At 58.9% G+C, this 24,178-nt stretch carries 30 protein-coding genes; 11 read left to right on the forward strand and 19 right to left on the reverse strand.

The features are described from left to right. Nucleotides 1–34 precede the first annotated feature (34 nt). Nucleotides 35–682 carry a carbonic anhydrase gene (locus C7964_RS10305; protein ID WP_110279596.1) on the reverse strand — a complete coding sequence of 216 codons (648 nt, stop codon included), beginning with the start codon at nt 680–682 and terminating at the stop codon, nt 35–37. A gap of 112 nt (nt 683–794) precedes the next feature. On the opposite strand from C7964_RS10305, the gene C7964_RS10310 reads away from it, so the two are divergent. The 3 genes from C7964_RS10310 to C7964_RS10320 all read left to right on the forward strand — a co-directional run bounded on the left by C7964_RS10310 (nt 795) and on the right by C7964_RS10320 (nt 3,479). After that, nucleotides 795–1,211: a hypothetical protein gene (locus C7964_RS10310; protein ID WP_146214850.1), complete on the forward strand. Its 417-nt coding sequence runs from the start codon at nt 795–797 to the stop codon at nt 1,209–1,211. Nucleotides 1,212–1,287: 76 nt separating this feature from the next. Continuing rightward, a complete protein-coding gene (locus C7964_RS10315) occupies nt 1,288–2,667 on the forward strand; it encodes a leucyl aminopeptidase family protein (RefSeq protein WP_110279598.1) in 1,380 nt (459 codons plus the stop codon). Next, a complete protein-coding gene (locus tag C7964_RS10320) occupies nt 2,664–3,479 on the forward strand; it encodes a C40 family peptidase (RefSeq protein WP_110279599.1) in 816 nt (271 codons plus the stop codon). Before C7964_RS10315 ends, C7964_RS10320 begins: the two co-directional genes overlap by 4 nt. On the opposite strand, the gene C7964_RS10325 is transcribed toward C7964_RS10320, so the two are convergent. Further along, nucleotides 3,476–3,811 carry a DUF2794 domain-containing protein gene (locus C7964_RS10325; RefSeq protein ID WP_110279600.1) on the reverse strand — a complete coding sequence of 112 codons (336 nt, stop codon included), beginning with the start codon at nt 3,809–3,811 and terminating at the stop codon, nt 3,476–3,478. The two genes, C7964_RS10320 and C7964_RS10325, sit on opposite strands and share 4 nt — an antisense overlap. A gap of 214 nt (nt 3,812–4,025) precedes the next feature. After that, nucleotides 4,026–4,289, reverse strand: a complete 264-nt coding sequence (locus tag C7964_RS10330) for an I78 family peptidase inhibitor (RefSeq protein ID WP_110279601.1) — start codon at nt 4,287–4,289, stop codon at nt 4,026–4,028. A 110-nt stretch (nt 4,290–4,399) separates the two neighbouring features. Between C7964_RS10330 and C7964_RS10335 the strand changes: the two genes are divergently transcribed. Both C7964_RS10335 and C7964_RS10340 read left to right on the forward strand, forming a co-directional pair. Further along, nucleotides 4,400–5,512, forward strand: coding sequence for an S-(hydroxymethyl)glutathione dehydrogenase/class III alcohol dehydrogenase (locus tag C7964_RS10335; RefSeq protein WP_110279602.1), 1,113 nt, complete (start codon nt 4,400–4,402; stop codon nt 5,510–5,512). A 150-nt stretch (nt 5,513–5,662) separates the two neighbouring features. Next, nucleotides 5,663–6,397 (forward strand): NYN domain-containing protein, encoded by a 735-nt coding sequence (locus tag C7964_RS10340; RefSeq protein WP_110279603.1) that lies wholly within the window; start codon nt 5,663–5,665, stop codon nt 6,395–6,397. Here C7964_RS10340 and C7964_RS10345 read toward each other — a convergent pair. Next, nucleotides 6,394–7,011 (reverse strand): TetR/AcrR family transcriptional regulator, encoded by a 618-nt coding sequence (locus C7964_RS10345; protein WP_110279604.1) that lies wholly within the window; start codon nt 7,009–7,011, stop codon nt 6,394–6,396. The genes C7964_RS10340 and C7964_RS10345 overlap by 4 nt on opposite strands. Before the next feature lie 106 nt (nt 7,012–7,117). Further along, complete coding sequence (locus C7964_RS10350; RefSeq protein WP_055293561.1) at nt 7,118–7,306, reverse strand: hypothetical protein; 189 nt, start codon at nt 7,304–7,306, stop codon at nt 7,118–7,120. A 151-nt stretch (nt 7,307–7,457) separates the two neighbouring features. Between C7964_RS10350 and mbfA the strand changes: the two genes are divergently transcribed. Beyond that, nucleotides 7,458–8,435 carry an iron exporter MbfA gene (gene mbfA / locus C7964_RS10355; RefSeq protein WP_110279605.1) on the forward strand — a complete coding sequence of 326 codons (978 nt, stop codon included), beginning with the start codon at nt 7,458–7,460 and terminating at the stop codon, nt 8,433–8,435. On the opposite strand, the gene C7964_RS10360 is transcribed toward mbfA, so the two are convergent. The 5 genes from C7964_RS10360 to C7964_RS10380 all read right to left on the reverse strand — a co-directional run bounded on the left by C7964_RS10360 (nt 8,432) and on the right by C7964_RS10380 (nt 13,121). After that, nucleotides 8,432–9,010 (reverse strand): GNAT family N-acetyltransferase, encoded by a 579-nt coding sequence (locus C7964_RS10360; RefSeq protein WP_110279606.1) that lies wholly within the window; start codon nt 9,008–9,010, stop codon nt 8,432–8,434. The genes mbfA and C7964_RS10360 overlap by 4 nt on opposite strands. Further along, a complete protein-coding gene (locus tag C7964_RS10365) occupies nt 9,007–11,076 on the reverse strand; it encodes a molybdenum cofactor synthesis domain-containing protein (protein WP_181417185.1) in 2,070 nt (689 codons plus the stop codon). The genes C7964_RS10360 and C7964_RS10365 overlap by 4 nt, the downstream gene beginning before the upstream one ends. Before the next feature lie 17 nt (nt 11,077–11,093). Further along, nucleotides 11,094–11,585, reverse strand: coding sequence for a molybdopterin-guanine dinucleotide biosynthesis protein B (gene mobB / locus C7964_RS10370; RefSeq protein WP_110279608.1), 492 nt, complete (start codon nt 11,583–11,585; stop codon nt 11,094–11,096). After that, nucleotides 11,582–12,169: a molybdenum cofactor guanylyltransferase MobA gene (gene mobA, locus C7964_RS10375; RefSeq protein ID WP_110279609.1), complete on the reverse strand. Its 588-nt coding sequence runs from the start codon at nt 12,167–12,169 to the stop codon at nt 11,582–11,584. Before mobA ends, mobB begins: the two co-directional genes overlap by 4 nt. Before the next feature lie 70 nt (nt 12,170–12,239). Then, a complete protein-coding gene (locus tag C7964_RS10380) occupies nt 12,240–13,121 on the reverse strand; it encodes a formate dehydrogenase accessory sulfurtransferase FdhD (protein ID WP_110279610.1) in 882 nt (293 codons plus the stop codon). A gap of 62 nt (nt 13,122–13,183) precedes the next feature. Between C7964_RS10380 and C7964_RS10385 the strand changes: the two genes are divergently transcribed. Both C7964_RS10385 and C7964_RS10390 read left to right on the forward strand, forming a co-directional pair. Next, the gene (locus tag C7964_RS10385) at nt 13,184–13,906 is read left to right on the forward strand and encodes an AzlC family ABC transporter permease (protein ID WP_110279611.1); all 723 of its coding nucleotides are present in this window, start codon (nt 13,184–13,186) and stop codon (nt 13,904–13,906) included. Beyond that, entirely contained in the window at nt 13,903–14,238 is a 336-nt protein-coding gene (locus C7964_RS10390; RefSeq protein WP_110279612.1) for an AzlD domain-containing protein, read from the forward strand. The genes C7964_RS10385 and C7964_RS10390 overlap by 4 nt, the downstream gene beginning before the upstream one ends. Here C7964_RS10390 and C7964_RS10395 read toward each other — a convergent pair. From C7964_RS10395 to C7964_RS10410, 4 genes are all read right to left on the reverse strand, one after another. Then, nucleotides 14,222–14,836 carry a hypothetical protein gene (locus C7964_RS10395; RefSeq protein WP_110279613.1) on the reverse strand — a complete coding sequence of 205 codons (615 nt, stop codon included), beginning with the start codon at nt 14,834–14,836 and terminating at the stop codon, nt 14,222–14,224. The genes C7964_RS10390 and C7964_RS10395 overlap by 17 nt on opposite strands. 6 nt (nt 14,837–14,842) lie before the next feature. Next, entirely contained in the window at nt 14,843–14,977 is a 135-nt protein-coding gene (locus tag C7964_RS10400) for an aa3-type cytochrome c oxidase subunit IV (RefSeq protein WP_110279614.1), read from the reverse strand. A gap of 65 nt (nt 14,978–15,042) precedes the next feature. Beyond that, entirely contained in the window at nt 15,043–15,522 is a 480-nt protein-coding gene (locus tag C7964_RS10405; protein WP_110279615.1) for a DUF6173 family protein, read from the reverse strand. Further along, nucleotides 15,519–15,980 carry an Lrp/AsnC family transcriptional regulator gene (locus C7964_RS10410; RefSeq protein ID WP_110280227.1) on the reverse strand — a complete coding sequence of 154 codons (462 nt, stop codon included), beginning with the start codon at nt 15,978–15,980 and terminating at the stop codon, nt 15,519–15,521. The genes C7964_RS10405 and C7964_RS10410 overlap by 4 nt, the downstream gene beginning before the upstream one ends. Before the next feature lie 106 nt (nt 15,981–16,086). Here C7964_RS10410 and C7964_RS10415 point away from each other — a divergent pair, with 106 nt between their 5' ends. Beyond that, on the forward strand, nt 16,087–16,326 hold the full coding sequence (locus C7964_RS10415) for a DUF6356 family protein (RefSeq protein WP_110279616.1): 240 nt from the start codon (nt 16,087–16,089) through the stop codon (nt 16,324–16,326). Between the two features lies 1 nt (nt 16,327). Next, nucleotides 16,328–17,095, forward strand: coding sequence for a class II glutamine amidotransferase (locus tag C7964_RS10420; RefSeq protein ID WP_110279617.1), 768 nt, complete (start codon nt 16,328–16,330; stop codon nt 17,093–17,095). On the opposite strand, the gene C7964_RS10425 is transcribed toward C7964_RS10420, so the two are convergent. Both C7964_RS10425 and C7964_RS10430 read right to left on the reverse strand, forming a co-directional pair. Then, a complete protein-coding gene (locus tag C7964_RS10425) occupies nt 17,092–18,129 on the reverse strand; it encodes an MBL fold metallo-hydrolase (protein ID WP_110279618.1) in 1,038 nt (345 codons plus the stop codon). The genes C7964_RS10420 and C7964_RS10425 overlap by 4 nt on opposite strands. Next, a complete protein-coding gene (locus C7964_RS10430) occupies nt 18,129–19,832 on the reverse strand; it encodes an acyl-CoA dehydrogenase (protein WP_110279619.1) in 1,704 nt (567 codons plus the stop codon). The genes C7964_RS10425 and C7964_RS10430 overlap by 1 nt, the downstream gene beginning before the upstream one ends. 113 nt (nt 19,833–19,945) lie before the next feature. Here C7964_RS10430 and C7964_RS10435 point away from each other — a divergent pair, with 113 nt between their 5' ends. Then, a complete protein-coding gene (locus C7964_RS10435; RefSeq protein WP_110279620.1) occupies nt 19,946–20,893 on the forward strand; it encodes an L-threonylcarbamoyladenylate synthase in 948 nt (315 codons plus the stop codon). 6 nt (nt 20,894–20,899) lie between these two features. Here the strand turns inward: C7964_RS10435 and C7964_RS10440 are convergent, their stop codons facing one another. Genes C7964_RS10440 through ubiA form a run of 3 tightly spaced genes read right to left on the reverse strand, consistent with a single transcriptional unit; the run spans nt 20,900 to nt 24,175 of the window. Then, nucleotides 20,900–21,223, reverse strand: a complete 324-nt coding sequence (locus C7964_RS10440; RefSeq protein ID WP_055293595.1) for a hypothetical protein — start codon at nt 21,221–21,223, stop codon at nt 20,900–20,902. 9 nt (nt 21,224–21,232) lie between these two features. Next, nucleotides 21,233–23,155, reverse strand: a complete 1,923-nt coding sequence (locus tag C7964_RS10445; protein ID WP_110279621.1) for an OmpA family protein — start codon at nt 23,153–23,155, stop codon at nt 21,233–21,235. A gap of 54 nt (nt 23,156–23,209) precedes the next feature. Next, on the reverse strand, nt 23,210–24,175 hold the full coding sequence (ubiA, locus tag C7964_RS10450; RefSeq protein ID WP_110279622.1) for a 4-hydroxybenzoate octaprenyltransferase: 966 nt from the start codon (nt 24,173–24,175) through the stop codon (nt 23,210–23,212). Nucleotides 24,176–24,178 lie beyond the last annotated feature (3 nt).

A 24,178-nucleotide genomic window follows, 5' to 3' on the forward strand; every position in this document is an offset into this window, starting at 1 on the left:
TTCGGGCAACCGATGCCGCGGGAAATGATTGGGTCTAAATGGGGTAGAACAACTCTTTTTTGGGATCATAGGCTTCAAGCCCTCCCTCGCCGATATCATTCCACAGGCCGTGGATCGACAGCCGTTCACTTTCGACCGCTGATTTTACGAAGGGGAACGTCATCAGGTTTTTCAAAGAGATCACGACAGATGCCTTTTCGAGCGCGGTCTTGCGCGCCGCGTCTTCGCCGGGCTCGAGAGCTTCATAGCCGGGGCGGAGAATTTCCATCCAGCGGCCCACAAAGCTGCTGGACTCTTCCAACTCGGGCGCTTTGCCAGAACACATGTTGTAGCAGCCTTCAACCCCGCCGCAGCCCGAGTGACCCAGCACGATCAGATGTGCCACTTTCAGACCTGAAATCGCATATTCCACGGCCGCAGAGGTGCCGTGATGGTGGCCGTCAGGATTAAACGGCGGTACCAGATTGGCAATGTTGCGGTGAATAAAGAACTCGCCCTGATCCGCGCCGAAGATCGAGGTGACATGCACACGGCTGTCGCAGCATGAAATCACCATCGAGCGCGGGTGCTGTCCGTCTTCGGCCAGACGCCGGTACCAGCCACGGTTTTCCGTATAAATCGTTGCCTTCCAACCGTGATAGCGGTTGACCAGATAGGCCGGAAGGGGGCGGGCATGTTCCATAGGCGCTTCTTTCGTTACTTCCGCAGGGATACGTGGCATTTTCATGAATTTCGAGTGATTTTTCACTCTTGTCTCAACCTTCTGGGAACCTTGTCTGCGTAAAACCACGGACATGGAAAATATAACACCCTTCCCCGCGCATGTTTCTGGCCCATCTCCTGATGTGGTTGTTCTCAATTGCCAGCATCGGATGTTCTTTGATCCTTCGCCCCTTATCCGGCTGTTTGCCGAAAAGGATTCCGATGACGCCGAAACGATTGTCTGCCGGATGTTGGAAGATATCGCATTGCGACTGGACATGTTGCAGCGTGCCCGTGCTGCTGACGCATTCGCCAAGATGCAGCGCCCTGCGGTGCGTATTGGTGTGGTCGCCGATCATATCGGCCTTACAGAGGTCTCTGTCGCGGCGGGTCACGTCTGCGCCTGTATCGGGCAAAAGGACTGGATCGCGCTGGATGCCACCATGGCACGGCTTGAGCGGGGCTTTGATATGGCCGTAAGCGAGGTGTGGAATTTCCGGGATTTATAGTGCCGGTGTGATCCGCGCTTGCAGCCTCCGGGCAGGAAGCTAGGGTTGGGCGTGACCATTTTCAAAAGGAACCGTCATGCCACTCGCCTTTGCAGATCCGACTGATGCCGCAATCCCTGTTGATGTCATCGAAAGTGATAATGTCGATGCAGTGCTTGAGGGCCTTTCTGCCGAAGCCCGGGCTTGGGCCAAAGCGCAGGAATTTAACGGATCTTTGGGTCAGGTGCTGTGTCTGCCGGATGCAAAGGGCGGCATTGCGCGGGTACTGGTGGGCTATAGCACAGCGGCACGCCGTGCGCGCGACAGGTTCCATATCGGGGCTGCAGCGGAAAAGCTGCCAGCAGGGACATATGAGATTGCAAGCGGGCTGCGCGACGATGCACTGGAGGAAGCCGCACTTGCATGGCTGTTGGCCGGGTACAGCTACGACCGCTACACGAAACCGTCCAAACCTGCCGCGCGCCTCGTTGCACCTGATGAGGTGGACGCCGGACGGATCGCGATCATTGCAAATGGCGAGGCGCTGACGCGCGAACTGATCAACACGCCGCCATCAGATATGGGGCCGGATGAGTTGGAAGACGCCGCGCGCGCCCTCGCGTCAGAACATGAGGCCAGCATCAATGTGATTACGGGTGATGACCTGATCACCAGCAATTTTCCGATGATCCATACGGTGGGGCGTGCGTCATCGCGCGCGCCGCGTTTGATTGACATGCGTTGGGGTGACACTGGCCCGCAGCTGACACTTGTGGGCAAGGGCGTGTGTTTTGACACCGGTGGCCTGAATATCAAACCTGCCAGTTCAATGGGGTTGATGAAAAAAGACATGGGCGGTGCAGCCACGGTGCTGGGCCTTGCGCATATGATCATGGCATTGGAGCTGCCTTTACGCCTGCGTGTGTTGATCCCTGCGGTGGAAAACAGCATTGATGGAAGTGCTTTCCGGCCGCAGGATATTCTGATGTCGCGCAAGGGGTTGACGGTCGAGATCAACAATACCGATGCCGAAGGGCGCTTGGTGCTGGCTGATGCGCTGACGCTGTCGGATGAGGATGATCCGGCGCTTGTGATTTCGATGGCAACGCTGACGGGTGCTGCGCGTGTGGCGGTGGGGGCTGATATCTCGCCGTTCTACACCGACAATGATGACCACGCCGATGCGCTTGCGAAGGCGGCGCGCAAGGTTGCTGATCCGGTCTGGCGGATGCCGTTCTACGAACCCTATGAGACCATGATCGAGCCCGGGGTGGCGGATCTGGATAACGCGCCCAAGGGTGGTTTTGCCGGGTCCATCACGGCAGCCTTGTTCCTGCGCCGTTTTGTGGAAAGCCCCTATATGCATTTCGACATTTACGGCTGGCAGCCAACGGCGGCGCCGTCCCGTCCGCGTGGCGGTGTCGGCATGGGCGCGCGCGCAGTGCTCGAGGCCCTGCCAGAGATGCTGAAGTTGTGACTGACAGGCGCCTGACCCCCGCGAATGGCCGTGTCGCTGCGATGCATCTTGCGGGGCAGGTTGATGCTGAACGCTATCTTGAAGGCTGGCCCGCCATGGTTGCTGCGCCAGTTGTGGACTTGCGCGCTGCACCTGATGGACCGCGTGACCGGCAACTGCTGCTGGGGGCGATCGTTACCGTGTTTGAGGATCTGCACGGTTGGTCCTTTGTTCAGGGGGGCGACGGTTATGTGGGCTATGTGCAGTCAGACCGTTTGGCCACAGTGACGCCACCATCGCATTTTGTCGCGACCGCCGCGACACATGCTTATGCGGAAGAAGACTTCAAATCCCCCGATCTGCATGGTCTGCCATTCGGGGCGCGGGTGAAGGTGCTGGATGAACGACGCAAGTTCTTTGAAACGAATGTCGGGTTTGTTCCCAAAAGCCACCTGCGCGCATTGGACAGGCCCTTTACCGATCCGGCAACCGTCGCGCAGTTGCATTTCGGTGCGCCTTATCTTTGGGGTGGGAATTCTACCCGTGGAATTGATTGTTCGGGGTTGGTCGCGGCGGCTTTGCTGGCCTGTGCGATCCCCTGTCCCGCCGACAGCGATATGCAGCAGGCCGATCTGGGCGCACCATTTGAGGGCGCCTATCAGCGCGGCGATCTTTTGTTCTGGAAAGGGCATGTGGGGATGATGGTGGATGACACCACGCTGATCCACGCGAATGCCCATCACATGGCGACCGCCTATGAACCGGTTGAGCGGGCAATCTTGCGGATCGAAGCGCAGGGTGACGGGCCTGTTGTGGCGCGCAAACGGCTCTAGTCGACCGCACGGATCAGTTTGCGCTCAAGCACGCGCAGGACCTGACGCAGGTCATTGCCGCGCTTGAGGATTTGTCCGTCCATTCCAATAACGGCGTATTGCCCTTGCCGCAGCCGCAGTTTGGGTCGCTTTTCGATGCGGTAGAGCGGGTGTTCGGCGGTGCGGCGGAATACCGAGAATACGGCAACATCGCGGAGATGCGACATGCCATAGTCGCGCCACTCGCCCGCGGCGACCATGCGGCCGTAGAGGCCGAGAATCACATTCAGTTCTGTCCTGTGGAACGCGACCTGCTCGGGTGCGTGAAACTGCGATGGAAGCTCAAAGGTCATGTCTCAGACTTGCGCCAAACCCCTGCAAAATCAAGGGTCCATCTTTCATTGCCATCGTTCTGCCATGAAATGAACGACGTAGCGTCACAACGCCTGCCAACTGGGAACACAACTGATTGCGAACATTCGGGTATAGCGAAATGCTACCCCGATGTTGCGGCCAATAGCCCCCACCCAGTTCGTGACATCGGGGAACTTTGTTTCCCCAACAGCTTTAGCCGCAGTCGATACGCTGGATTGTTTCGTCTTCACCGATGCGGAAATTCACCCGATCGGTCCGGAAATCCATCGTTACAGCATCGCCGGGCCTGATCACGCGGACAGGGCCAAGCAGTAATATCCGTTCAAGGGCCGTTGCCTGTTGCCCGATCAGCCCCGCGAATTCCGAGGCACCACAGGTGTCTTCGCTTTGCGGAGGCAGCGGGGCTTGGGTTGCGGTGCAACCGGCAAGAACGATCAATGCGAGATAGTGTTTCATCCTGCCATTTTCGGGTGTTTGGTCTCAAACACAAGGCATAGCGCACAGAGTGGTTGAACTTTTGTCCTGTTTGACTGATCGTCTAAGCAATCAATAAGGAGATACCCGATATGCGCACCCGTGCAGCCGTGGCACTAGAAGCGGGCAAACCGCTGGAAGTGATGGAAGTGAACCTCGAAGGCCCAAAAGCCGGTGAGGTGCTGGTTGAAATCAAGGCGACTGGTCTATGCCATACTGATGAATTCACACGCTCGGGCGCTGATCCCGAGGGCGCGTTTCCCGCGATCCTTGGGCATGAAGGTGCGGGCGTTGTGCTCGAGGTCGGCCCCGGTGTGACCACGCTGAAGCCCGGCGATCACGTCATCCCGCTTTACACACCCGAATGCCGCGAGTGCGAGTATTGTCTGAACCCGAAAACCAACCTGTGCCAGAAGATCCGCACGACCCAAGGTGCGGGCGTGATGCCGGATGGCACCTCGCGTTTTTCCATGCTCGATGGCACGCCGATCCTGCATTACATGGGCTGTTCGACCTTTGCGAACCACACTGTGCTGCCCGAGATCGCCTTGGCGAAGGTGCGTGAAGACGCGCCGTTCGACAAGATTTGCTATATCGGGTGCGGTGTCACGACGGGCATTGGCGCGGTGATTAACACGGCCAAGGTCGAGATTGGCTCTACCGCGATTGTCTTTGGTTTGGGTGGGATCGGCCTGAACGTGATCCAGGGCCTGCGACTGGCAGGTGCGGATCAGATTGTGGGCGTTGATCTGAACCCCGGCAAGGTCGAGATGGCCACACGTTTCGGCATGACCGATTTTGTGAACCCCAGCGAAGTTGACGGTGATCTGGTGGCGCATCTGGTTGCGCTGACAGGCGGTGGTGCGGACTATACCTTTGACGCAACCGGCAATGTGGGTGTGATGCGCACAGCACTCGAAGCGGCGCATAAGGGCTGGGGCGAAAGCATCATCATCGGTGTCGCCCCAGCAGGAGCAGAAATATCGACGCGGCCGTTCCAGTTGGTGACGGGCCGCAGCTGGCGCGGAACCGCCTTTGGTGGTGCGCGTGGCCGGACCGATGTGCCCAAGATCGTGGACTGGTACATGCAGGGCAAGATCGAGATCGACCCGATGATCACCCACAAGCTGAGCCTTGATGACATCAACAAGGGCTTTGATCTGATGCATGAGGGCAAATCCATCCGGGCTGTGGTTGAGTTTTAGGAGCTTTCCCGAGTGAAACCCAAAGGCCCGGTCATTGATCGGGCCTTTTTCGTAAAATGGGAAACGTGGTTTTATCTTTACTCCAGACGCGTTAGCGTTGTGATGTAGCCACCGTTATTCCAAATCACCCCAAGTCAAGGAACCTCGCCCGTGTCCAAAGACCGTATGCTGTTGGCCGTCTTGATTGATGCCGATAATATTCCCGCAAAATATGCCGCCGATATCATGCGCGAGATCACGACCTACGGTGAACCTGCGCTGCGGCGTGTGTATGGTGACTGGTCCAGTCCCGCGCTGGGCAATTGGAAAAAGGTGGTCATGGAGTTGGGCATGGTCGCCAATCAGGAAACCGCCAATACCAAAGGTAAGAACGCCAGTGATATCGGACTGGTGATTGACGCTATGGATATTTTGCACACGGGACGCTTTGACGGCTTTGTGCTGGTGTCTTCGGACAGTGATTTCACCGCCCTTGCCAACCGCATGCGCGAAAACGGGGTCGAAGTGATTGGTATCGGCGAAAGCAAAGCGCCGGTCAGTCTGCGCAATGTCTGCAATCGCTTTATCCTGATCGAGAACATTGTCAGCGCCGACAAGGAAGCCGAGAAGCCGCAGAAGGCTGGGAAACCGGAGCAGCAGACAACAAATGACCGTCACCCGCCATCCGAAGCGATCCCGCTGGTGATCAAGGCAATGAATAGTATTGATCCCGAGGGCGAGTGGTTTTCGCTGGGCCAGCTTGGTCAGTATATTACCCGTGCCAGTCCAGACTTTGATCCGCGCACCTATGGTAGCCCGAAACTGAGCGATTTGCTGGAAAAGACTGGGCGGTTCGAGATCAAAAAAGCCCAAGGGCGCAATGTTGAGGTGCGGCGGCTGGATTAAACCCCGTAGCGCGCCATGAACATATCGACTGCACCGTCGATCACGCGCTGTTTCTCGGCCGGCGTGAATTCATCATCCATGTTGAACACCATACGCGGAAACAGGTCGGCTTTGCAGAGTTCATGGAATTGTTCCGCCGCCAGTTCGAAATCGGTGATCGCCAGTTCGTTTTTTTCCACAGCTTTGTGGAAGAAATCTACCAAACGGCCACGGATCAAAAGCGGGCCGCTTTCGTAGAATTCACGTCCGAGTTCCGGGAAACGGTCGCTTTCGCCTACACAAATCCGGAAAATGCGTTTGCCGAATTGCGAGGTGATGAAATCCACCATCTCGACAGCAATCGCATTGAGCACTTGCCGGACAGGCGCATCCATATTGATCGTTTCGATCGCATGTTCGGCCTGACGAGCGCATTCGGTCTTGGCCACTTGCATGAACAAAAAGCGCTTGTCGGGAAAATAGCTATAGAGCGTTGCCTTAGACACACCCGCCGCCTTGGCGATGTCATCAACCGAGGCCCCTTCGAAACCGTCAGACAAAAAGACTTGTCGGGCGCCTTCAAGCACCTGATCAAACTTCCGTCCTTTTTTGGGTTGTGGCGTGCCGTCGGGCATCTTGGGCTCCTTACAGGTCTGCATCATAGAACGATCAGTTCACTTGCGGCAAGGACATAGCAGCGACGGGGCGCCAGGAGAATAAAACCCCATCGCTGCTACAGCGCTACTTGCCCAGCAGGGTGCAAGTTTCGCTGGAAAGCGTGCCAAGGTTGGCACAGCCTTTGGTCGTCTCAGGTGAGGGTTGAGACGTTTGGGTTTGCGTCGATGTATCCGTCTGCGTCGACTGGGCAGACACGGCGCCCGCAGCAACAGCGATGCCTGCGGCGATCAGGATAAAGAAGAGACGAGACATGGCTGGGTCCTGCTTGTTTCTGTTCGTGACACTTATCTAAACCGATCAGTTCAGATTGCAAGGTGTAAGCTGAACGATTTAGTTTATTTTTTTGCTTGAGATTTCCGCTAGAGATCATAACTTAGAATTATTCTAAGAAAGGATCAGACTCATGCTGCAGGCATTCGGTTACCGCCGCCGCTTTAGCGAACTGTCAGAGCAAGAGGTTCTGGCGCTGGCGATTTCATCGGAAGAAGATGATGCCCGTATCTATCGTGGCTATGCTGAACGGCTTCGTGCGGAATACCCCGCCTCAGCGGCCATCTTTGACGGTATGGCCAAAGAAGAGGATGGCCATCGCCAGCGGCTGATTGATTTGCACCGCAGCCGTTTTGGCGAAGTGATCCCGCTGATCCGCCGCGAACATGTTTCGGGGTTCTATGCCCGCCGTCCGGTCTGGCTGGTCGAAAACCTCGGGCTTGAACGCATCCGCGATGAAGCCGCCCAGATGGAGCGTGACGCGGAGCGGTTCTATCTGGCGGCTGCTGCTGCGACAACCGATGCGGCGACGCGTAAACTCTTGGGTGATCTCGCGGCGGCGGAAGCAGGCCATTCGGACAAAGCCCAGGAGTTGGCGGAGGCGCATCTTGCAGGCGACACCAAGTCAGAGGAAGAAACGGCGGCCCACAGGCAGTTCGTGCTGACGTGGGTGCAGCCGGGGCTTGCCGGTTTGATGGATGGCTCGGTATCGACCCTTGCGCCGATCTTTGCGGTGGCTTTCGCGACCCAAGACACATGGACCACCTTCCTTGTCGGTCTGGCGGCATCGGTGGGTGCCGGCATCTCGATGGGATTTACGGAAGCCGCTTCGGATGACGGCCAGATTTCGGGCCGCGGATCGCCCTATAAGCGCGGTCTGGCGGCAGGTGTGATGACCACTATCGGTGGTCTGGGCCATGCTTTGCCCTACCTCATCACCGATTTCTGGACCGCCACGATCATTGCCTTGATGGTTGTTTTTGTCGAGCTTTGGGCGATTGCCTGGATCCAGAACCGCTATATGCAGACACCTTGGCTGAAGGCCATTTTTCAGGTGGTTCTGGGTGGTGCCCTGGTCTTTGGGGCCGGTGCTTTGATTGGTGCGGGCTAGACGTCGCGGACCATCGTCGTTGAGGCGCTGAAGCCAAAGATATGCCGCAATAGGCCGATCCTCACGGTCTTGACCTCTTTGAACCCCACGTGCCGGTAAAGCGCCTTGGCGCGCGGATTGGTGTCGACCACATCCAGTCTGACCTGATCAAAACCGCGGCGCCTAGCCTCATCCACGATTGCATCAAGCAGCGCGGTGCCCACACCCATCCCACGCGCTTCGGGGGCGACAAAAAGGCCGTCCATCAAGAAGCGTTCGTTCTCGGTGTCGCGTTCCAGCAGGGACAGGAGTGAGCAGCGAATAGCGGCACTGACCCAGCCATAGACCCTGCGCAGGTCGCTGAAATCACCACCGACCAAAGCCCCTTGCGCGGTTTTGAACCCCGCAATGCCCAACAGCCGTCCGTTGTCGTCATGGGCGCAGATGCCATGATCCGGCCGCAGAACCGCGCGCACAAATATCAAGGCCTGATACTTGGGTCCCATTGTAAAACCCAGTTTTTCACCAAAAGCATCCCAGTAGAGGGAAGCCGCTTCCTCGCGGTCTTTTTCCGGTATGCCGACAGTAATTTTCATGCATCAAAACTATGGAATGGAAGAAAGGCGACCGGATCACCGGGTGCGACCTTTTGCGCCGGATCGTCAAGTTCCACAAGCCCTGTTGCCCAGCTTAGCCCGGATACGCGGCCTGATCCTTCGGAGGGAAAAACCACAGCGGCGCCGTTTTCGATCCGCGCGCGCAGGTATTCACGACGGCCTTCCTTTTTGGATTTGGTGAAACCGGCGGGCACCATATAGCGCGCGGGGGTTTGCCATGTGCCACCTGCCAGAACCCGCAGAGCAGGCGCGACAAAGACCAGCGCGCAAACCATTGCCGCGACCGGATTACCGGGCAGGCCGAAGACGGGCTTGCTCTGCCATTGTCCCATCGCAAGCGGGCGTCCGGGTTTCATAGCGATCCGCCAAAGCGCGAAGGACCCTGTGTCTTTGAGAAGGGCAGACATATGGTCTTCATCCCCCGCCGATGCGCCGCCGGATGACACGATCACATCGCAGCGCCTGGCGGCATCATCGAGGATAACGCGCAGGCGGTCGCGGTTGTCGGGGGCGCGGCCAAGGTCGATAACATCGTAGCCCCATTGACCGACCAAAGCCGAAAGCATGGGGCGGTTTGCATCGAAGATCTGCCCGTCCGTCACCGCGTCGCCGGGATTGCGTAACTCGTCACCGGTCGAGAGGATACCGACCCGCAGTTTCTGATAGACGCGGAGCTTGTCCACACCAGCAGCGGCCATCGTGCCAAGGTCTGCTGCGGTCAGCTTGCGTCCTGCATGCAGAATGACCTGCCCCGCCTGCATATCCTCACCTGCTTTGCGCGCATTCGCGCCCTGTTTGATTGGGCCGTGAAAGCTGACATGTGAGGTGGTCGCGCTGACGTCTTCTTGCAGCACCACGGTGTCGACGCCTTGCGGCAGGTTCGCCCCTGTCAGAATACGGATCGCGTGATCTGCGGGGACGTTTCCGGCAAATGGCGCGCCTGCGGCAGCGCGGCCCTGCACTAAGGGTAGACGGTTGATGCCTTCGGGCGCGGGGCCAGCAAAACCATAGCCGTCAACGGCGGCATTTGGGGCGGGCGGATGCGCGCGCGCGGCGGTGACGTCCGCCGCCAGAATGCAGTTGGCCGCGTCTTTGAGGGGGATGTTCCGTGTGCCTGTGACGCAGGACAGCTCATGGCGCAAATGGTCGAGGGCCGTTTCGACAGGTGTCCAATGCGCGCCTTGCGGCATCGCAAAGCAGTCGTTCTTCAGCGGGGGTGGAAGAGGCCCCTGTGTCAGCAGCGCTTCATGGCCCAGACCGAGAATCCAGCCTTCTGTGTTGGTGGGGACATCAAGCAACTGGGCAAGGTTTTCGGCGGGCATCGCCGAGAGCGTTTCTGCCATGACCTGCACTTGGCGGGCGTCCTTGATCTGGCCCTCGGGCTGGGTTGCGGCGATGTTTTTTGCGATCAGCGATGGCCAGATTTCGACCAGCGCGATGGGTGTCGAGAGCGGTTCGAACGGCCAAGTGGTGAGCGCATCGTCAAAGGTTTTGCGCAGGCGGGCGAGCATGGGCAATCCCATGATCACCTGACTGCCTACCGCCCCCGCACCTGAAAGCTGCCAGACGGGGAATGCGCCTTTGGCCTGCTCCTCGGCTTTGCGTTTCTCAGGCATACCGTGGCTGTCGCGTGCCAATCCTTTACGCGGCAGATGCGGAATATCGCGTTGCAACCCATTGCCCCAGAAGGGGCCCGTGCCGGGGAATTGCGCGTTGATTTCCCCGGCCAGATCAAAGCGGTTGTTGGATTTGGGGTCGTCCTGCACGCGCGCGGCGAACCAGTCCCAAATTGCGAAAGGATCATCGGTGCCGATCAGGGTTCTGCCGAAACCTGAAGGATAGCCAAAGGCAAAGTCAAAACCGGCAAAGACGCGGCGGCCAGCCTTTGTTTCAGCTTTCAGAAAATCGGTGATCCATTCTTCGGCAACGTGGCGGTTGCGCATGTAAAGGGGGGGCTCGGCCATGCCGTCGCGCGCAGCACAGACCCAGATGGCGTCTTTCTTCGGGGTCGCCCCGCGGTCATTGCCGCCAGACCAGTCGACCATAAGGAAGGTGTCGAAGATCACAGGCCGACCTCGGAGAGGATGAAATCGGCGATGGCTTTGGTATCGTTCAGATCAAAGCGTGGTTGCGTCACGTCGAGTGCGCAATCGCTCGCGACTGCGCGGACGGTGGGGTCATCTTGGGCAAGAACGGGGTGCTTGTTCTCGGCGCGGTAGGCCTCGATTTTGGGGTGGGAGTCGCGTTTGTAACCTTCGACCAAAATCAGATCGACAGGGTCGAGTTTTGCCAGAAGATCAGCAAGCGGGACTTCGTCATTGTCGCGCAATTCCGTCATAAGGGCCCAGCGGGTTGCTGATGAAAGAAGCACTTGATGCGCACCTGCATGGCGGTGGCGAAAGCTGTCTTTGCCGGGGTGATCGACATCAAAGCTGTGGTGCGCATGTTTCAGGGTCGAGACGGTGAAGCCGCGGCTTGTGATTTCGGTCACCAGTCGTTCCATAAGGCCGGTTTTTCCTGCGTTCTTATAGCCCGTGACGCCGTAGATTTTCATAGCATATGTTCCGCTTTTACGAGGTCCTGAGGGGTATTGACGTTAAAAAAGGCAGCATCGTCGGGGAATGCGGCGGTCGCGCAGCCGTGTTGATCTGTCCACAACACGACCTTGCGCAACCCGTCATTGAGGGCCGCGCGCAGGTCATCGCGCAGAGCGGTGGGCCAGAGCCCGAAGGTCGGGTGGCGGCCATCCGGCGTGCGGGACAGGGCGATTTGCGTGCCTGCATCTTCGGCGGCTTGCAACAGGCGCGGCACCAGATCGCACGGAAAGAAAGGTGTGTCAGCCGCGGCGGTCACGATATGGCTGGCCCCTTGCGCGGCGGCCCAGTCCAGCCCCGCGAGCACTCCCGAGAGGGGGCCTGCGAACCCGTCGATGCTGTCAGCGATCACCGGCAGGTTTAGGTGGGCAAAGCGTGCGGGATCGCCGTTGGCGTTCAGGGCGAGGCCTGCGACCTGCGGTTCCAGTCGGTCGATCACATGCGACAGGATCGTCCCGCTGCCCAAAGGCAGCAGCCCCTTGTCGCCCCCACCCATGCGTGTGGCCTGGCCGCCTGCGAGAATGACGCCGAGGGGGTGCTTCATCGGGAAACCTGCGTATAGGTTGTCTGTTGAAGCCTCCGGCGGGAGTGTATTTGGCAAGTTGATGCAGGGGTCATGTGCTTGCCTTGCGTCCCATTTTGCGGGGTTCGTCGGCGATAAGGGCGGGGTCTGCGTCACGGATCAGGCGCTCTTCGCCCGAGAGGCAGACAAAACGTTGCCCTTTCATGCGCCCGATCAGCGTCAGGCCGATCTGGTTGGCGATCTCAACCCCCCACGCGGTGAAACCGGAGCGGGAGGCGAGGACAGGAATACCCATCATCGCGGTTTTGATCACCATCTCGGATGTCAGCCGGCCTGTGGTGTAGAGGATTTTGTCAGCAGCGCTGACCCCTTCGGAGAGCATCCAGCCTGCGATTTTATCGACGGCGTTGTGGCGGCCCACATCCTCCATATAGACCAGCGGGCGGTTGTCCTGACACAGGATCGTGCCGTGGATTGCGCCTGCTTCGAGATAGAGTGAGGGGGTGCGGTTGATCTGTGCGGCAAGCGCGTAAAGATCGGATGTGCGGATCTGGACAGGTGGCAGCGTGACACCTTCAATCCCTTCCATCATGTCACCGAAGACCGTGCCGACAGCGCAACCGCTGGTGCGGGTCTTTTTCTTGAGTTTGTCTTCAAAGCTGGTTTGCGCCTCGGTACGGACCACGACGGTTTCAAGCTCTTCGTCGTAGTCCACACCGGTAATCACATCATCCGCGCGCAGCATGCCCTGATTGCGTAGAAAACCAAGTGCCAGATAGGCGGGATAGTCACCGATCGTCATGGCGGTGACAATTTCCCGGGAATTGAGAAAGATCGTCAGCGGGCGTTCCTCAACCACGTTCAGTGCAACGGTTGCCCCTGTCTGATCCGTGCCGGTGACAGCGCGCGTCAGGCGCGCAGCACCCGGATCAGGGGCAATCAGGTAGCCAGAGGTATCGCGGTTCTGTGCCAATTGTCATTTCCTGTGCGCATGGGTAAAGGCAGATGTAACCCGCGTGAGGCTAGGGCAAAGCCATGACGACTTCTACCATGAAAACACCTGCAACTTCGGCCTATTGGGCCGGGCTGCGCGATGGTGCGCCATTCATTCTGGTCGCCGCACCTTTTGCCATGGTGTTTGGAGTTGTTGCCACTGATGCGGGCCTGACCCTGGCACAGGTCATGGGTTTTTCTGTGCTGGTCATTGCAGGGGCGTCGCAGTTTGCGGCCCTGCAGATGATGGTTGAAAACGCGAGCATTGCCTTTGTTTTGCTGGCGGCGCTGGCGGTGAACCTGCGGATGGCGATGTATTCGGCATCACTGGTGCCCCATCTGGGGGCGGCCCCTTTGTGGCAGCGGGCCTGTGTCGCCTATCTGAACTTCGATCAGCCCTATCTTTTATCGATCTCGCGCTATGAGGCGCGCCCTGCAATGACTGTGCCCGAACGGTTCGCCTATTTTATCGGGGCGGCCACGCCGATCACGCCGCTGTGGTTCTTGATGACATATGTCGGCGTTGTGGCCGGCAAGTCGATCTCGGATGCTTGGGCGCTTGATTTCATTATGCCCATCATGTTCTTGGCGTTGGTTGCACCCATGGTGAAATCGCTGGCGCATGCTGCGGCAGCGGCGGTATCGGTGTCAGTGGGGTTGTTACTGGTGGGGTTGCCTTCCGGCACAGGCCTGTTGATCGCGGCGGGGGCGGCGATGCTGACGGGCGCATTGGTCGAAGTTTGGCTAGAGAAGCGTGCGCAATGAATTATTCAGCGGCTGAAATCTGGACAATTATCGGGGTTATGGGGATCGGCACCTTTCTGATCCGGTTTTCATTCCTGGGTCTGATCGGTGACCGTCCGATGCCGCAGTTTGTGCTGCGCCTGCTGCGGTATACGCCTGTTGCGGTTCTGCCCGCGATGGTGGCGCCTTTGGTGCTGTGGCCGACGGCGACTGACGGGCAATTTGATCCGGTGCGGATGCTGGCGGCGATGGCGACTGTTGCGGTCGGGCTTTGGTCACGCAACGTGCTATGGGCCATCTTCGCTGGCGCTTTGACGCTTTACGCTGCGATGGGGATTACTGCTGTCCTCTGAGGATGGCTGTGATCTCTTCCAAAGCAAGTGTTTTGTCGTCAGCGTCGTTTTCGCGATATTCGAGCGTGGTGACACCGGGAAGTTTTGCGAAGTCTTCCTCGATCCGGTTTGGCCCCCAAGTCTGGCGGATCCCTTCGAAGCCCGGAAGCTGCCGCAGTATCCGCGAGGTAACACGGGCGCAGTTTGCTTGCGGGACAGGGCCGGAGACAAGCGCGAGGTTCAGGGCCTGTTCTGCCACCTCTGGTGCAACATTCACCGTTTGCCCGACGACATAGTAAGTCTCACGCGCGTGGAAGCTGACATAGAATTTTTCCAGCCGCGGGGTAACGCCGAAAAGGACGTCATTGCGTTCGGGCATCACGTCTTGCTTGAACGATCCCGCAGGGTCGAAGAGCACGCGCTGGCTTGCGTTTATGAGCAACGCGCTATGGGCGCCGTTGTCGGAGCCCACGTTCTTCATTGTGTAAAGGGTCAGATATTTACTGCCGGGCTTGCGGTGGATGGCCCGCGTCACAACATCATCAGGGGCCCACACCTCTTGCGCGGTGCAGGCTGAAAGCGCCAGTGGCAGGCCGATTAGAAAGCCGCGCCGGTTCACGGCAGATTAGACCGCGATGAGCGCGAGGAAGATCAGGAAAACGATAATGCCGATCGTCGCCTTGGTTGTCATGCTCATGAAACCTTCAAAGGTTTTTTCCTGAGTAGTGATATCCATTTCGCCGTGCTTGTGTTCAGCCATGGTCCGGTTCCTTCAAACTTTGATTTGTCATTCGCATAGCCGATTCATTTCGCGCTGTCACGCGGTCAGGTCGTCACATCCGCGTCGTTATCCAAAGCTGTGGCCAGTTGAAACCCGATCCGTGTGGGTTCGGGCTGGTCACTGTGTTTCGGGCTGGCTACCAAGGTCACATTCAGCTGGCTGACATGTTGGATCAACTGGGTGCGTGCGCCACTGTTGTCGATGCCGTAGTAAGTCACGATATCGGGGTCATAATACCCCAAGCCCTCGATCTTGATCACACCGGTGTTGCCGCCCGCAAGGCCCAGTCCGACCTCGTGATCGTTGTCCAGTTGCGCTTCAAAGTTCTGGATATACATAATGATGCGCTCATAAGCCCATTGTGCCGCGCTTTTGGGGGCATTGGGGGTTTTGAGTGCTTTGGGCGCGTTGTCCCCGGTCACTGGTCTGGCGTCAGGGTTGGTGTGGATTTCGCGGCATTTTGGCAGAATGTCATCTTCCAGCATTTCAGCCGAGGTTTCAATTTCCATGGTAGTCTTGGTCATAGTGGCACCGCGGTTGTTTCCTTGATCTCCTCCATAACGAAACTGGCCGAGATATCCGAGACAGAAATCCGCGAGGTCAGCCGTTTGTAGAAGGCGTCATAGGCCGGGACGTCGGCGACGCGGACACGCAAGACATAATCAAGATCGCCCGTCATCCGGTAGGCGCCGACGACTTCCGGAAAGCTATGTAGCGTCACTTGAAAGCGCTTCATCCAATCCGCATCATGGGCGTTCGTGCGGATCAGGACCATTGCGGTGAGTGGCACCCCCACGCTGGCGGGATTGACCAATGCAACACGGCCTTTGATAACACCCGACTGCTCGAGCGCTTTGATCCGCCGCCAACAGGCGTTGCGCGACAGGTTCACAGCATCGCTGACGTCATCGACCGATAACGTTGCATCAGTTTGAATGATCCGCAGAATTGCGCGGTCTATAGTGTCTAGTGAATGGCCCATAATTGGGATTTTATCCCAATATTGATATAATTGGCAATCACGTTTGGGATCAATGTGCAGCAGGACTTCGATAATTTGCCATAAAGCAAAGAAGGAACCCGCTCTCATGTCTGACGCATCGCACAGCACATCCCGCAAGAACCCGCTCGCCGCCCTTTTCTTGGACCACCCTGCCACCGTGGATGAGACCTATTTCCAGCACATGCGTTTTGCTTTCGGCTTTGCGTTCTGGTTGGGTACCGCAGCGCTTGCCGCTTTGGTCCATGCGATTGTGCCTGCGCTGTGTGAGACCACCGCAAGCCGCATTCTCAAGCGCCTTCACGCCCGGATTGAAAGCCGCCACTGATATGTGCCGTATCGCGGCCTATACCGGCCCTGAAATTCCGCTTGAAAACATCATTGTGCGTCCTGCCCATTCGTTGCTGGCGCAAAGCCAGCATGCGAATGAAGCCAAGCTGACAGTGAACGGTGACGGCTTCGGGATCAGCTGGTATGGCGCGGACACTGCTCCCGGTCTTTACCGTGATGTCCTGCCGGCGTGGGCGGATGAGAACCTGACAAACCTGTGCCGCATGGTGCATTCGCGCCTCTTTATCGCGCATATCCGTGCGTCCACTGTGGGCGAGACCAGCCGTGCGAACTGCCATCCGTTCAAGTTCGGTAAATGGTCCTTCTGCCACAACGGCCAGATCCCGCATTTCAGAACCATCCGGCGCCGAATGCTGGCGGCACTCCCCGATCATCTGTTTGAGGCGATGCAGGGTACAACTGACAGCGAGATGATTTTCTTCACTCTGCTGGCAAACGGGCTCGAGGCTGATCCGGCTGCAGCGATGCGCGCGACGCTCGCGCAAATCGGACCTGCGGGTGATGATGGCCCTATCAAGATCACGTGTGTTTTCTCCGATGGTGAAACGCTTTTTGCGTTTCGTCATGCGACTGCGGGCAACGCACCGTCGCTTTATGCCTCGGGTGTATTGGATAATGGCGGACGTTCGCTCGCGTCCGAGCCGTTGTGTGGCACTGCTGCACGGTGGAGTGCCATTCCGACCGACACGATCTGTGCGATGACGGTCGCAGGGGTAAAAACGCTGGACGGATTGGTCGCGGCCTAGGCCGCCTGATATGCCCATGCGCCATCGTCGCGCAGTTGCCGTGTAACAAGGCCCGCCTGGTGCAGGTGATTGAGGTGGGCGACCGCCTCGACCAGGGCCAGACCGTATTCGCCCCCGCCGATGTTGCGCTTGAAGAGCGGGATGAAACACTCGCCAGCGCTATGGGGTTCTGTCAGGTGCTCCATCAGGCGTTTTAGCGCGCCGTGGTGATTGTCGATCAGTTGCGCCAGCCGCGTCGGCAGACCCGTGAAAGGCAGTTTATGGCCACCAAGCACGAGGTGACCGGTCTGTGCCACGCTCTGGAATTTCTCGCAGGAGGTCAGCCAGTCGGTGACGGGATCGGCCTCGGGTTCTGTGGGATAGACACCAAGGTTCGGGCTGATTGACGGCAGGAGCTGGTCGCCTGCAATGACCAGATTGTCGTCGCGGCTCCAGAAGGTTGCATGTTCGGGGGCGTGGCCGTCGCCCATGCGGATATCCCATGTACGCCCGCCCATTGTGATTGTGTCGCCATCCACAAGACGGGTGTAGCCCAGGGGTAGCGGAGCGACGCAATCGGCAAAATTGAAGGGGCGTTCGGTTTTGCGGGTTTCCAGCACCGCGGGGTCCATGCCTGCACGGGTGTAAAAATGCAGCGCTTGCGCGTTTGGCACGTCTTGCACATCCAGCGTCAGCATCCGCGCCATCAGCCATCCGGTGCGCGGCATGGCGAGACTTGCACCTTGGTCCATGAACCACGCCGCCAGCCCGACGTGATCGGGGTGATGGTGGGTGACAACAACGCGTCCCACAGGTTTGCCAGCCAGCGGCCCTTCCAGCAATGTGCCCCAGATTGCCCGCCCGCGTTTGGACGCAAAGCCCGTGTCGATCACTGTCCAGCTATCGCCGTCGTCCAGCGCGTAGACATTGACGTGATCCAGTTTCATGGGCAGGGGCAGGCGCATCCAGAGTACACCGGGTGCGACTGTCATCGCCTCACCCTCTGCGGGCGGATCCTGAAAGGGATACCGGATGCCGCGTTGGTCGTCAGGCATTATGCGGCAAGATCGTCTGCGGTGATGGCCATGAGATCGGTTGCCCCTTCACGTGTGTGTGCCAAAAGGCCTGTGTGTTCGGGGAGCATACGTTTAATGTAGAAGGTTGCAAGGCGGGCGCGGCTGGCGTCGCCTTCGACTGCGCTTGCCAGATGCACATGTCCGCCAAGAACCCGCGCAAAGGCACGCAGATAGGGGACGGCGCCTGCAAAGCGGGCGTTCAGATCGTCCTGTGCGGCCAGCCATTCGGTTGTTTCTCGCAGGCTCTCTGCTGCTTGCCAGACCGCTTCGGCCAGTTGCGGATGGGTCGCTTTGGCAGCTTCGGCCCCCTGTTCGATTTCTTCGAGGATACGGAATGCGGCCTCACCCCCGTCCATCAGTTTGCGCGCCACAAGGTCCATGGCCTGAATGCCGTTGGTGCCCTCGTAAATCGTGGCAACGCGTACGTCGCGCGCGTATTGGGCGGCGCCGGTTTCCTCGATAAAGCCCATGCCGCCGTGGACTTGGATACCGGTCGCGGCAACTTCGCAGCCCACATCGGTGCAGAATGCTTTGCTGATGGGTGTCAGGAAGGCAGCACGCGCCTGCCATTCGGCGCTGCCGATGGCATGTGCCATATCGATCGCCACGGCGTTCATCAAGGTGATCGCGCGGGCGGCGTAGGTGTCGGCCTTCATAGTGGTCAGCATGCGCCGCACGTCGGCGTGCTCAAGGATCGCCCCGCTTCCGGGCGCTTTGCCCTGTTTGCGGTCTTGGGCATAGGCAAGGGCGTGTTGCAGTGCCGCCTCGGCGATGCCGACGCCTTGGGTTGCGACGCCCAGCCGCGCATTGTTCATCATCGTAAACATCGCGGCCATGCCGCCGTGTTCTTCGCCCACTAGCCAGCCCGTGGCGCCGGAATATTCCATCACCGCGGTGGGCGAGCCGTGCAGGCCCATTTTGTGTTCAAGGCTGACCACGCGCAGATCATTCGGTGTGCCGGGGTTTCCATCTGCATCAGGGATCAGTTTCGGAACCATGAACAAGCTGATGCCTTTGGTGCCCGCCACACCATCGGGCAGGCGTGCCAGCACTAGGTGGCAGACGTTCTGCGTGAAATCATTGTCGGCCCAGCTGATGTAGATCTTCTGACCGGTGATCGCATAGGTCCCGTCACCATTGGGTTCGGCCTTGGTCCGCAACGCGCCCACATCAGACCCAGCCTGCGGTTCCGTCAGGTTCATCGTGCCGTTCCATTCGCCCGAGACCAGCTTGGGGATGTAGAGGGCCTTGATCGCATCCGAGGCGTGGTGTTCCAGCGCCTCGATCTGGCCCTGGGTCATCAGCGGGCTGAGTTGCAGGGCAAGGCAGGCGCCTGCAAGCATTTCATTGACTGTGGTCGTCAGGGTCATGGGCAGGCCAAGGCCGCCATTCTCCTGGCTGGCGGACATGCCGATCCAGCCACCGGTCGCGATTGCGTCGTACCCTTCCGCAAAACCGGGGCTCGTGCGGACGATACCGTTCTCGAGGCGGGCGGGGTGCAGATCGCCTGCGCGGTTGAGCGGAGCGAGAATATCTTCGGACATCTTGGCGGCTTCGGTGAGAATCGCTTGGGTCATGTCAGGGGTGGCTTCGGCAAAGTGATCTGTTGCCGCAACCTGATCAAAGCCGACCACATGATCCATCAAGAAACGGAAATCGCTGACAGGTGCGCGATAAGGCATTGCTTCATCTCCAAATTATGCAGCCGCTTGGCAAAAGCCGGGGTGCAGGCTAAGCATCAAGCATGCGGCTACCCTATCGCAGTGCGGCCACCCATCAACCAAAACGCCACGTCATGACCGATGAACAATCCCTGATGCTCCAACCGGATGTTGCCGGATTGGAAAGAGCCGCGGCACTGCTGGCGGGCGGGGGATTGGTATCTTTTCCGACCGAAACGGTCTACGGACTGGGTGCCGATGCGCGTAATAATACGGCCGTCGCGAAGATCTTTGCCGCCAAAGGCCGCCCGAGCTTTAACCCGCTGATCGTGCATGTGGCAGATATTGCCGGCGCAGAGAAATACTGCGTTTTCAACGACACAGCTTATGCGCTCGCACAGGCCTTCTGGCCCGGTGCGCTGACGCTGGTGTTGCCACTGCGCGCCGATGCGGGCGTGTCGCAACTGGTGACAGCGGGGCTCGGGACTTTGGGGGTCAGGGTTCCGGACCATCCTGTGGCGCTTGGGTTGCTGGCGCGTTTCGGTGGCCCTGTGGCCGCACCATCGGCCAATCCCTCGGGGCGTGTCAGCCCGACGACTGCCGCCCATGTTGCGGCTGGCCTGGGGGGCAGGATCGATGCCATCGTGGATGGGGGCGCCTGTCCGGTCGGCGTGGAATCAACCATCGTGAATTGTGTGGGTGAACCTGCTTTGTTGCGAGCGGGTGGCATTCCGCTCGAGGCGCTCGAGGCCTGTTTGGGGCGTCCTCTGGCGCGTCCGGCTGATCCGGCCATGCCGACCTCACCCGGACAACTGGAATCACATTACGCGCCGCGCGGTAAGGTGCGTTTAAACGCACCTTACGCCGAAGAGGGCGAAGTCCTGCTGGGGTTTGGTCCGGTGGATGCGGATCTGAACCTGTCTGCTGCGGGCGATCTGACCGAGGCGGCGGCGCGCCTTTTTGCCTGTCTGCATCAACTTGATGCAATGGGGGCAGAAAAGATTGCCGTCTCACCTATTCCGGATCATGGGTTAGGGCAGGCGATCAACGATCGCCTGAAACGCGCCGCTGCCCCGCGCTAGCGGTCTTTAGCCTTCTTTGCGTTCAATATAGCCGCGCAGTTCTTCGGCTTCCTGGCGTGCTTCACGCAAACCGTCCATAGCCGCGCGCAATTCGGCTTCGGTCTGGCTGAGCTGGTTGGTGATCTCGGCTTCGCGCTGTTGCAGATAGGTGATCGCCTGATCGCGGGTTTCCTCGGCTTCGTGCAGCGCTTGCGCCATCTTGTCCAATTCGCCGATTTCCGCCTTGGTCACGCGCGTAAAGCGGTTCACCAGCCAGCTTGCAAACCACCCCAGAACGAAGGCCACAAAAAGAATGACGGCCGTTGCGATGATGAATTCTGTTCTGTTCATTGGCTTCGTCTATTCGCTTTCTGCTGCGCTGTCATCCGTATCTGTCGCCGCCTCTTCGTCGGGGGCATCACCGGTCAATTCCTCTGCGAGTTCATCCAGGACCGACACGTCTTCGGCGGGGGGTTCAGGCAGGATCAGGCTGAACTCGATACGCCTGTTTGCCTCGCGGCCTTCTTCGGTATCGTTATCGGCGATCGGGTTTTCTTCGCCGAAACCGATGGATTCGAAAGTGGAGACTGGCACCCGACGTGCGCGCAAAGCTGTCAGGACCGCATCGGCGCGGTCTTGGGACAACTGCTGGTTCATCACTTCGCGCCCCTGACTGTCAGTAAAGCCGGACACCCTGATCCGCAGATCGCCGCATTTCTTCAGGATGTCGGCAATATCGTCCACGACAGGCTGCGTATCGGCTGTGAGGTCGGCTGAACCGGGGTCAAAGGTGATTTTGCGCCCCTCCGTCACAGCAATAATCTGCGCGATACATTCTTCCGGTGTGGGCAGGCCCGCGATTGGGTCAAGCTCTTTGACATAGGTGATGTCGATATCGAAATCAGCGGTCTGCCCGAGCTTTTCGATGAGCAGCCGCGACACTGCGGCGCTGGCATTCTCGTTGCCGGTATTGCCGCGGACCGTCAAATTTTCCGGCTCCACGATCACCGCGCCATTGGAAAGCTCCGAGAGCGCCTCGATCCCTGCAAGAACGCGGACCGACCAGCCGGCAGGCAGGCCCTCGGCTACCCGTGTTCCCATCGTGATATTGCGCTGGGCAAAGCGGGCGCTGGCGAAATTCTCGACAACTGTATTGGTGATGTCATCGGGCACGCGCCCGCGCAGCTGCACTTCACCCTCGGGGCTGAGGGTGGCCGTGAACTGGGGCAGTTCCTCGACCGCATCGCTGGGCAGATCAGGCAGTTCAGCCGTCAAGGCGAATGCATCCGGGAGCGAATTTTCCAGCCGGCCTACAATATTGTCAAAGGTGGCTTGTCCGGTGCCTGCGGGTGCGATGAGCGTGACGTCCGTGTCAGAGACAGTGATCGTGCCGCCGCCCATGTTCTTTACCGCAGTTATAGACTGTGCGACGGCCTCGCCCCATGTGCGTGACGGAGCGCCGAGTGCGAAAACACAGTTCGCTTGCCCGGCAAAACCGGCCGCGGTCGCGGCGGTCATGATCTGGCTCAGCGCCTCTTCGGTGTCAACGGCACAGGCATCAAAACGTGCGCCTTCCTCATCAAGGATAAACCGTGTTGTGAAAGGCGAAATGACCGGCCGCGGCGCACTGATCTCGACCGAGACGCGGACCCCGTCGGGCATGTTGCGCGCCAGTGCGACTTCAAAGCGGCGCTTTTCTTCGGGGCTGTCAGAGATCGCATTTACGATCACGCGGTTCGCGTTCACGGATATCTTTGATTTGTTCAGAATCTCGAGCGACCGCAGGGCATAGTTCACTGCGGCGCGCCAGTTCGGCGGCGTTGGATAATCGGCGACCTCAAGAAGATCCGTGACCGGCAGCCCATCGGCGATATCGGTGATGCGTTCGGCCAGCGCTTCGCGGTCGGTTGTGGCAGGGATCAGTCCGATCAGTGATACGCCGGCATTGTTGCGCAAGATCTCAATTGCGAATTGCGGTGGTTGGATGACCGCCGAATCGGCGACCGAAAGGTTGTCGATGACGCGGCTTGCATCGACCATGCCGCCGGCCGCCGAGATGGCGCGAAAGCGTACGGCCTCTGTCGGCGCCTCGCCCTCGAGTATGACCTGTAGCCCGTCACCAAGCACCGAAGCCCATTCGTAGCCCTGATCTACAAGGGTTTCCTGCACCGCCAGCACAGAGCGCTCTTCGACGACCGACACCGTTGTGCGGGCGGCGGCGACCGACAGAAAGGCTGCGGCGGCGAAAACAATCAGGCGTATGAAAATGGCGGATAGGCGCATCTGGGTCCACTACTCGTTTGGTCTCTGCATAGGCCCAGCCGCCGCGGTGTTCAATCACACCAGGAGGGCTATGGCGAAAAACGGCAGAGGGATCAGTCCGGCGTTCCTGTTTGAACGGAAGAGCCGCAGTAGTCCGTCGTTGTCATCAGGGTCAAAGCGGCTGAGTTGCCATGTCAGGTGCCATCCCAGCGCCCAAGGCCCGCCAATCGCGATAACAAGCGACAGGACCGACCGTTCCGAAGCCGCAAGCAGGACGGCCAGACCAAAGAGCACGATTGTGACGGTCAGAAAGAAACGCAGCCATTTGCGAGCGTTTTCACCGAATAGCCGCGCTGTGGATTTCACCCCGATGAGCGCGTCATCTTCGGCGTCCTGAAAGGCATAGATGGTGTCGTAAAACAGCGTCCATGCGATACCTGCGAAGTAGAGCACGATGGGGACAGGGCCAATGCTATTGGTATGTGCGGCCCATGCCAGCAAGGCCCCCCAGTTGAACGCGATGCCAAGAAAGACCTGCGGCCACCATGTGAAACGCTTTGCGAAAGGATAGATCGCCACCGGTGCCAATGCGAGTATGCCGAGAATGATTGCGGTCGGGTAAAACGTGATCAGGATCAGGAAGGCGACCAACGCCTGTGCGACCATCCACATCAGCGCACCGCGCACTGTCACTTGACCCGAAGGAATAGGCCGCGACCGTGTGCGCGCAACCGATCCGTCAATATCGCGGTCTGTGATGTCGTTCCACGTGCAGCCCGCGCCGCGCATCAAAAACGCCCCGATCCCGCAGCCGACAATTGTCCAAAGATCATGGCTGCCATAGCTGTCCGTCGCCAATACCGCGAGCGACAGACCCCAAAGGCATGGCAGATAAAGCAACCATGTGCCGATCGGGCGGTCAGCGCGGCTAAGCCGGAGGTAGGGCCGGCTAAAGCGCGGTGCTAGGCGGTCCACCCAATTGTCTTTGACGGCGTCGGCAACGATGCCGGTCGGCTCTGGCATCTGGGAATTTTCGGTCATATG

It is taken from the genome of Loktanella sp. PT4BL, from assembly GCF_003201935.1.
Classification (GTDB): domain Bacteria; phylum Pseudomonadota; class Alphaproteobacteria; order Rhodobacterales; family Rhodobacteraceae; genus Yoonia.

What these genes read in the sequence shown, in the direction of transcription:
- C7964_RS10305 (WP_110279596.1), bottom strand. Translation starts at nt 682, where the DNA reads ATGGAACATGCCCGCCCCCTTCCGGCCTATCTGGTCAACCGCTATCAC.
- C7964_RS10310 (WP_146214850.1), top strand. Translation starts at nt 795, where the DNA reads ATGGAAAATATAACACCCTTCCCCGCGCATGTTTCTGGCCCATCTCCT.
- C7964_RS10315 (WP_110279598.1), top strand. Translation starts at nt 1,288, where the DNA reads ATGCCACTCGCCTTTGCAGATCCGACTGATGCCGCAATCCCTGTTGAT.
- C7964_RS10325 (WP_110279600.1), bottom strand. Translation starts at nt 3,811, where the DNA reads ATGACCTTTGAGCTTCCATCGCAGTTTCACGCACCCGAGCAGGTCGCG.
- C7964_RS10330 (WP_110279601.1), bottom strand. Translation starts at nt 4,289, where the DNA reads ATGAAACACTATCTCGCATTGATCGTTCTTGCCGGTTGCACCGCAACC.
- C7964_RS10335 (WP_110279602.1), top strand. Translation starts at nt 4,400, where the DNA reads ATGCGCACCCGTGCAGCCGTGGCACTAGAAGCGGGCAAACCGCTGGAA.
- C7964_RS10345 (WP_110279604.1), bottom strand. Translation starts at nt 7,011, where the DNA reads ATGCCCGACGGCACGCCACAACCCAAAAAAGGACGGAAGTTTGATCAG.
- C7964_RS10350 (WP_055293561.1), bottom strand. Translation starts at nt 7,306, where the DNA reads ATGTCTCGTCTCTTCTTTATCCTGATCGCCGCAGGCATCGCTGTTGCT.
- mbfA (WP_110279605.1), top strand. Translation starts at nt 7,458, where the DNA reads ATGCTGCAGGCATTCGGTTACCGCCGCCGCTTTAGCGAACTGTCAGAG.
- C7964_RS10360 (WP_110279606.1), bottom strand. Translation starts at nt 9,010, where the DNA reads ATGAAAATTACTGTCGGCATACCGGAAAAAGACCGCGAGGAAGCGGCT.
- C7964_RS10365 (WP_181417185.1), bottom strand. Translation starts at nt 11,076, where the DNA reads ATGGTCGACTGGTCTGGCGGCAATGACCGCGGGGCGACCCCGAAGAAA.
- mobB (WP_110279608.1), bottom strand. Translation starts at nt 11,585, where the DNA reads ATGAAAATCTACGGCGTCACGGGCTATAAGAACGCAGGAAAAACCGGC.
- mobA (WP_110279609.1), bottom strand. Translation starts at nt 12,169, where the DNA reads ATGAAGCACCCCCTCGGCGTCATTCTCGCAGGCGGCCAGGCCACACGC.
- C7964_RS10385 (WP_110279611.1), top strand. Translation starts at nt 13,184, where the DNA reads ATGACGACTTCTACCATGAAAACACCTGCAACTTCGGCCTATTGGGCC.
- C7964_RS10390 (WP_110279612.1), top strand. Translation starts at nt 13,903, where the DNA reads ATGAATTATTCAGCGGCTGAAATCTGGACAATTATCGGGGTTATGGGG.
- C7964_RS10400 (WP_110279614.1), bottom strand. Translation starts at nt 14,977, where the DNA reads ATGGCTGAACACAAGCACGGCGAAATGGATATCACTACTCAGGAAAAA.
- C7964_RS10405 (WP_110279615.1), bottom strand. Translation starts at nt 15,522, where the DNA reads ATGACCAAGACTACCATGGAAATTGAAACCTCGGCTGAAATGCTGGAA.
- C7964_RS10410 (WP_110280227.1), bottom strand. Translation starts at nt 15,980, where the DNA reads ATGGGCCATTCACTAGACACTATAGACCGCGCAATTCTGCGGATCATT.
- C7964_RS10415 (WP_110279616.1), top strand. Translation starts at nt 16,087, where the DNA reads ATGTCTGACGCATCGCACAGCACATCCCGCAAGAACCCGCTCGCCGCC.
- C7964_RS10420 (WP_110279617.1), top strand. Translation starts at nt 16,328, where the DNA reads ATGTGCCGTATCGCGGCCTATACCGGCCCTGAAATTCCGCTTGAAAAC.
- C7964_RS10425 (WP_110279618.1), bottom strand. Translation starts at nt 18,129, where the DNA reads ATGCCTGACGACCAACGCGGCATCCGGTATCCCTTTCAGGATCCGCCC.
- C7964_RS10430 (WP_110279619.1), bottom strand. Translation starts at nt 19,832, where the DNA reads ATGCCTTATCGCGCACCTGTCAGCGATTTCCGTTTCTTGATGGATCAT.
- C7964_RS10435 (WP_110279620.1), top strand. Translation starts at nt 19,946, where the DNA reads ATGACCGATGAACAATCCCTGATGCTCCAACCGGATGTTGCCGGATTG.
- C7964_RS10440 (WP_055293595.1), bottom strand. Translation starts at nt 21,223, where the DNA reads ATGAACAGAACAGAATTCATCATCGCAACGGCCGTCATTCTTTTTGTG.
- C7964_RS10445 (WP_110279621.1), bottom strand. Translation starts at nt 23,155, where the DNA reads ATGCGCCTATCCGCCATTTTCATACGCCTGATTGTTTTCGCCGCCGCA.
- ubiA (WP_110279622.1), bottom strand. Translation starts at nt 24,175, where the DNA reads ATGACCGAAAATTCCCAGATGCCAGAGCCGACCGGCATCGTTGCCGAC.